At 29.2% G+C, this 6,739-nt stretch carries 4 protein-coding genes and 1 pseudogene; all 5 read left to right on the top strand.

Going from position 1 to position 6,739, the window contains the following annotated elements; genetic code table 11:
- Positions 1-113, top strand: a pseudogene (locus FOF46_RS32700) (IS982 family transposase); the annotation flags it as partial.
- The gene (locus FOF46_RS24600) at positions 114-2,993 is read left to right on the top strand and encodes a CHAT domain-containing protein (RefSeq protein WP_143918292.1); all 2,880 of its coding nucleotides are present in this window, start codon (positions 114-116) and stop codon (positions 2,991-2,993) included.
- A 355-nt stretch (positions 2,994-3,348) separates the two neighbouring features.
- Entirely contained in the window at positions 3,349-3,954 is a 606-nt protein-coding gene (locus FOF46_RS24595; protein ID WP_143918291.1) for a sugar transferase, read from the top strand.
- A 22-nt stretch (positions 3,955-3,976) separates the two neighbouring features.
- Complete coding sequence (locus FOF46_RS24590) at positions 3,977-5,074, top strand: hypothetical protein (protein ID WP_143918290.1); 1,098 nt, start codon at positions 3,977-3,979, stop codon at positions 5,072-5,074.
- A gap of 163 nt (positions 5,075-5,237) precedes the next feature.
- Entirely contained in the window at positions 5,238-6,734 is a 1,497-nt protein-coding gene (locus FOF46_RS24585; RefSeq protein WP_143918289.1) for an AMP-binding protein, read from the top strand.
- The last annotated feature ends 5 nt before the right edge of the window (positions 6,735-6,739 follow it).

Raw genomic sequence — 6,739 nt, 5'->3', positions numbered from 1 at the left:
AGGGATTTAAAAATAGAATCTTATCAAAGATCACAGCAATGACCATTATTCAATATATCAATAGGTTTGAATTCAACAGAAATATAAACAACCTAAAAATTAATATTAACTAAATGCACAACGGGTTACTATATTATAAAAAGGCATTATCCGTCCAACAAAATGTAGATCCAAAAAATTATAATGAAATATTTACATCATATAGCTGTATAGGTACTGCTTATACAAAACTTTCAAATTATAAAATGGCATTAGTATATCATGAAAAAGCTCTAATTGTTGGACGAAAAGCTTTTGCTGCTGATCATATAAGTATAGGGTTGATTCATAATAAGATAGGTAATGTTTATCAGTATTTAAGACAATATGATAAAGCTCTTTTTAACTATAGAAAAGATTTGGAAATAATAATTAAAAACTTTGGGAATAAACATTATTATGTAGGTCTTAGTTACATGAATATTGGAATAGTATATGTAGATTTAATGCAATACGATACTGCTTTTGATTATTATAAAAAAGCTTTATTAATCTTTGATAAAGAAGAAAGGTTAGATGGTTTGTTATATTTATATAATAATATAGGAAACCTTTTGATTCAAAAAGGGGAATATGATAAAGCTTTACTATATAATAACAAAAGTTTAGATATTGGACTTAAAATATATGATAGATATCATGAAGATATGGCTGTTTTGTATATGAATTCTGGTGATATTTTTCATTCTAAAAGTAATTATAAAAGAGCACTATATTATTATGATAAGGCTTTATTAATTTTTAAAGAAATATTTGGAGAAAACCATTTTAGACTTAAAGAAATATTTAATAGAATCGGAAATGCCTATTCGAAAAAGAAAGAGTACAATACTGCATTAAAATATTATAAAAAAGCTTTAAAGATAAATAAATATCTTTTTGAAAATAATGGCCCTGAAATTACAAATTCTTACATACAAATAGGAAGGCTCTATTTTAAACAGGATATGTATGAAAAAGCATTGTTGTTTTTTGAAAAAGGATTGGATATTCTGCAAAATATAAATAGTGATGAATATTTACTTACTTCTGAATCTTATTTTAATATAGCTAAGATTTTTCATAAACAAGAGCAGTATGAAAAAGCGATAACATATTATGATAGAGCATTATTAACACATGTCAAAAATAAGGGAGTAAGTGATTTTAGAAATGCATTTGATCCAAATCAATATTATAACTTACAAAGTATATTGAAAATATTGAAAGGAAAAGCTCAAACGCTACAATCACAATTTCTTAAAAATAACGATTTTAAATACCTTGATCAAGGTATTGCTATTTATAAAAATGCAGATAAGGTTGTTAATGAAATACGACAATCCTACCAAAACTATGAAGACAAGGTGTCTTTTGCTAAACAAGCCAAAGAGTTATATAAAGATGCTATTAATGCACATTTATTATCATACAAGAAAACTCATAATCAACAGGATTTAGAAGAAGCTTTTTATTATGCTGAAAAAAGTAAAGCAAATATCTTAAAGGAGTTATTAAATGATACTTATGCTAAAGGTTTTGCAGGTTTACCAGAAGAAATAATTGAGGTGGGTAAAATTCTAAAAACAAATAGAGCATTTTATCAAGGGCAAATTATAGAGCAATTATCTAGCGAATCAATTGATACTATAAAAATTAATGATTATGAAAATAAATTATTCGATCTTAACAGAAAAGAAGATTCATTAACTCATATATTAGAAACAAAATATCCCAAGTACTATCAACTCAAATATCAAAATGAGGTCATTCATGTTGATGATATTCAACAAAAATTAGATGTAAAAACGACTTTGTTAGAATTTTTCACATCAGATAGTACCTCATATGTATTTATTGTGTCTAAGAATAATATATATGTCCAAGAATTACAAACTCCGGGACTGGAAAAACGGATTAAGGAATTTCATGAAAGTATTACCTCAATAGACTTACAAAACTATAAAAAACAATCACAACACTTATATAATGAACTGATAAAACCAGTAGAAGATAAGTTTTTAGGAGATCAACTTATTATTATTCCAGATGGTTCCTTATGGCATCTTAATTTTGAATTGTTATTGACTCAAAAGGATGATACTAATAATCCAGCATTGCTATCCTATCTATTAAATAAATATGCCATTACCTATGCGAATTCTTCAAATCTATTGTTTAATTCGTTTAAAAATGAAGATGCTTCCAATCTAGAAATACGTCGAGAATGTCTTGCTTTTTCTTTTTCTGATAGTACACAAATTACAGAAACAAATACTATACGCTTACTTACCTTGAGAGATGCAGGAGGTGATTTACCCGGTACACGTAGAGAAATTAAAGCTATTTCTGATATTGTAGATGGTCAATATTATTATGGATCACAAGCAATTGAAGCTAATTTTAAAGAAAATGCAAGCAGATATAATATTCTTCATCTTGCATTGCATGGAGAAGTGGATAATGATCGCCCTGAAAACTCTAAACTTTATTTCACAAAAAGTAAAGATACAATAGAAGATAATTTACTTTATAGCCATGAAATATTTGCATTAAATATTCCTGCAGAACTTACCGTACTTAGCGCTTGTAAAACAGGTACGGGCAAAATAGCTAGAGGAGAAGGTATTATGAGTTTGGGTAATGCATTTCAATACGCTGGTACGAAAAGTTTGTTGTTGACAAGTTGGGATGTTTCTGATCAAACCACTCCAGAGTTGATGAAGTTTTTTTATGCTAATCTTAAGGAGGGAATGAACAAGGCTAAAGCTTTGCAGCAAGCAAAGTTACAATATCTTGCTTCTGCAAATATTAATCGTTTAGATCCTTTTTATTGGGGAGGGTTCTATCTTGTTGGAGATTCTTCTCCAATTCCTTTCAAGAATAACACAACCTTGTATTGGGTTTTAGGAGTAATCATGTTCGTTATTTTACTATTCTTATTTTTCTGGTATAGAAGAAAAATAAAGAATTAGACTATGTTTTTCTCACTAATAACTTCAATTAGTTATAATACCAAAAAAGTTAATTTAAGAGTTTAAAAACCAAAATATTGATTGTATATTCGCAATCGGTTTTAAGGATAAAACCATAAACGAAATATGAGCTAAATTCCCCAATAGCAAATAGTACATATTTCTTTATTTCCCCCAGTTTTTTAGATGCAAGTTATATTCCAGAATTGTTTTTGGGATGTTTTTGTATGATTAATAATAGCAATAGGATATGTAAGAGATTGTAATTCTTTTATTTCACTTTTTAACAAATGCTTTATACATTTGTTTGGTTTAATATTAGAGTTCTCTATATAACCCACTAAACTTTATAAAGGTGTATAAATTTTTTATTAAAAGAATTCTTGATTTTAGTATTGCACTGGTATCACTACTTCTTATTTCACCTGTTTTGTTACCATTGATCTTTTTCCTGGCAATTGCCAATGGAGGTAAACCTTTTTTTATTCAAAGAAGACCTGGTAAAAAAGAAAAGATTTTTAGTATCGTAAAGTTTAAAACGATGAACGATAAAAAAGATGCTGAAGGGAATTTGTTACCAGATAAAGATAGAATTACGAAGATTGGAGCATTTGTTAGAAAAACATCTTTGGATGAAATTCCTCAATTGTTCAATGTAGTATTGGGACAAATGTCGTTAATAGGGCCTCGCCCTTTGATTATAGCCTATCTCCCGGTATATAATGAAGTTCAAAAAAAACGACATAATGTAAGACCTGGGATTACAGGATGGGCCCAGGTTAATGGAAGAAATTCTATAACATGGAAAAAGAAATTTGAATATGATGTATGGTATGTAGAAAACTATAATTTTTTGTTAGATCTAAAAATAATAGGATTAACACTAAAAAAAGTAATACAAAAAGAAGATGTAAATCTATCAAATGATCTGACATCAGAATATTTTGACGGTACAAACTAGTTATATTTCTTAGAAATAATAGATGAGTAAAAATTTAGAGATAGTTGCGATAACCAAAAAAATGCTAAGAGAAGGTATTGATCAAAATACCTATTGGAAAGGAGATCTTACTCCTTTACCAAAAAGTAAAGCATTATGGTTGGTTTCAAATACACGGATAAAAGAAGATGAGTATTGTGGTGTTATCGGGTATGAGGATAATAAAATGATCTCTTTTGTTTTTATGTTTCCCGATTTATTGAATAATGGGAGCAATGAACCATCAAAAGTATATTGGATGATATCCTGGTGGGTACACAAAGAGTATAAGGATACGGTTCTGGGAACCTATATTTATAATGAAGCTGTTAACTTAACGGGGAAACAAATACTTATAAAATCTTATGCAGAGAATGTAACTACATTTTATGAGAAACAACCTTTTACTATAATCTCATCAAGATTAAGACATACGATCTTTTTCAGTTTAGATGCATCAATGCTCATTGGACGATTTAGATTCTTAAAATCATTTAAGTTTATTTTGGATAGAGTTGATAATACTGTAGCATCATGTATTAGACTATTAAATGGACCTAAGGCTAGAAAAAGAACTAAAATGCTTTCTTATGATTATATGAATCAGTTAGATGATGCTACCTGGGAGTTTATAGCTCCACTTTGCAAAGATGATTTGATCTATAAAACAAAGGAGTATGTGAATTGGCAGATTAATGCTATGCAGTATATGCAAACTCCTATTGCAACTAAACATCCCTATACATCGTTACAAACAGGAACCAGTAATAATATCTATATTCATAATCTTAAGATTATGAAAGGAGATCAAATCATTGGATTTTTATCCTACATCATAAATTATAATGAATTTAATGTCAAATACTTCCTGGTAAAAGAGGAGGAGTATTATGATATATGTATAGATGCATTGATGGATAATTTTATTAAAAAGAAAAGAAAATTCATTTTCACAGATGATACCAAGTTATCAGATTGTATAACAAAAAGATATAGTACTATTTTTACGCATCGAGTGACAAAAAAAGGATTAGCTCATGATGATACCAAACTGGATTTTGAAAATTCGGATATATTAAACAGAGATGGTCATTTTTATTAATGAAATTGTGTTTTGATAATATATTTATAAGTAAACAAATTATAATTTAAAATAATCATATAAAAATATAGGGGTGAATACCCCAAAAAAAGTCTTAAAAAAGTATATATTTTTGTCAATACAATTAAATGTATAGCGCAGAATAAATTGTTTAATATATAAGATGAAATTTGTAAAAAAACTACAAGAATCAATAGAGAATCACTCAACAGGTAATGTGTTATGTATTAACAATACGTTCTATACATATAAGGATTTTGCTGTAGAGATATCCAAGATTAGATCTGCAATTGCAAATACAGTGGCAGAATCTGAAAAACTTATTGGATTAGTTACCAATGATGACCTGCAAACATATGCAAGTATTATTGCTCTTTGGTTTGAAGGAAAAGCATATGTTCCTGTAAACCCTTCTACTCCTATAGAAAGAAATACAAAGGTTTTTGAATTAACAGAAACAAAATACGTTATTGATTCTTCAAAAACTTCGATATATAAGAATCAAACTGTTATACCTTCATCTACATTAGAGAATACAGAAATTAATTTGGAACCAAAGGAGGTTTCTGGGGATGACTTAGCATATATTTTATTTACATCGGGCACTACGGGGCTTCCAAAAGGAGTGCCTATTACTTTTGATAATGTACAGGGATTAGTGAACGCCATTGATGCTGAACCAGAGTTTAATTTGGTTTCGTCGGATAGATGCTTACAAATGTTTGAACTTACTTTTGACTTCTCAGTGGTTACCTACTTGTTTCCAATATTGGGAGGCGCATGTATGTATACCATACCCAAAAGTGCAATAAAGTATTTCTATATTTTTAAATTGATTAAAGAGCAGAAACTTACGGTACTTACTATGGTTCCTTCGATTATCAATTATTTACGCCCTTATTTCCCAGAGATTAATGCTCCCGATGTTAGGTATTGTAGTTTTGGAGGGGGAGCTTTACATAGCGACATCGCAAGAGAGTGGAGTGATTGTCTGCCCAATTGTAAAATATTTAATTACTATGGACCAACAGAATTTACAGTATACAGTGGTTTTTATCCATACCATAAAGAAACGGATCAGAAAGCGCATAATGGTATTATCGCAATCGGAACTCCACAAAAAGATACATTATACCTTGTTGTAAACGAAAATAATGAGGAAGTGCCCACTGGTGTCACAGGAGAATTATGTTTGGGTGGTCCACAAATAACACCCGGATATTGGAAAAATGAAGAACGAAATGCAATTAGTTTTTTTACAAGAGAAGAGAAAGGAAAGCAAGAACGTTATTATAAAACAGGTGACCTTTGTTTCAAGGATGAAGAAGGAGATTTTTTGTATGTAGGAAGAGCAGATTTTCAGGTAAAAATAAGAGGATATAGAGTAGAACTGGCAGAAATTGAATTTCATGCTAAATCAAAATCTCCCAAGAAGGTAAATATGGTAGCATTAGATATTACCAATAATTTGGGTAATGCCGAGCTAGGTTTGGCTATTGAATCTGATGAATTTGATACTGCTGATATATTTGAATATATGAAAACAAAAATGCCGGATTATATGGTTCCCGGACATGTGAGATTTGTTAAAGAATTTCCGCATAGTATTAATGGAAAGATTAACAGGAAAGAATTAAGAACGTATTTTGACATAAATTAAATAGC

Source organism: Aquimarina algiphila (assembly GCF_007489275.1).
GTDB lineage: Bacteria > Bacteroidota > Bacteroidia > Flavobacteriales > Flavobacteriaceae > Aquimarina > Aquimarina algiphila.
The sequence above is the reverse complement of the archived record's forward strand: the minus strand, read 5'-3'. Positions and strand labels throughout refer to the sequence as shown.

What these genes read in the sequence shown, in the direction of transcription:
- FOF46_RS24600 (WP_143918292.1), top strand. Translation starts at nt 114, where the DNA reads ATGCACAACGGGTTACTATATTATAAAAAGGCATTATCCGTCCAACAA.
- FOF46_RS24590 (WP_143918290.1), top strand. Translation starts at nt 3,977, where the DNA reads ATGAGTAAAAATTTAGAGATAGTTGCGATAACCAAAAAAATGCTAAGA.
- FOF46_RS24585 (WP_143918289.1), top strand. Translation starts at nt 5,238, where the DNA reads ATGAAATTTGTAAAAAAACTACAAGAATCAATAGAGAATCACTCAACA.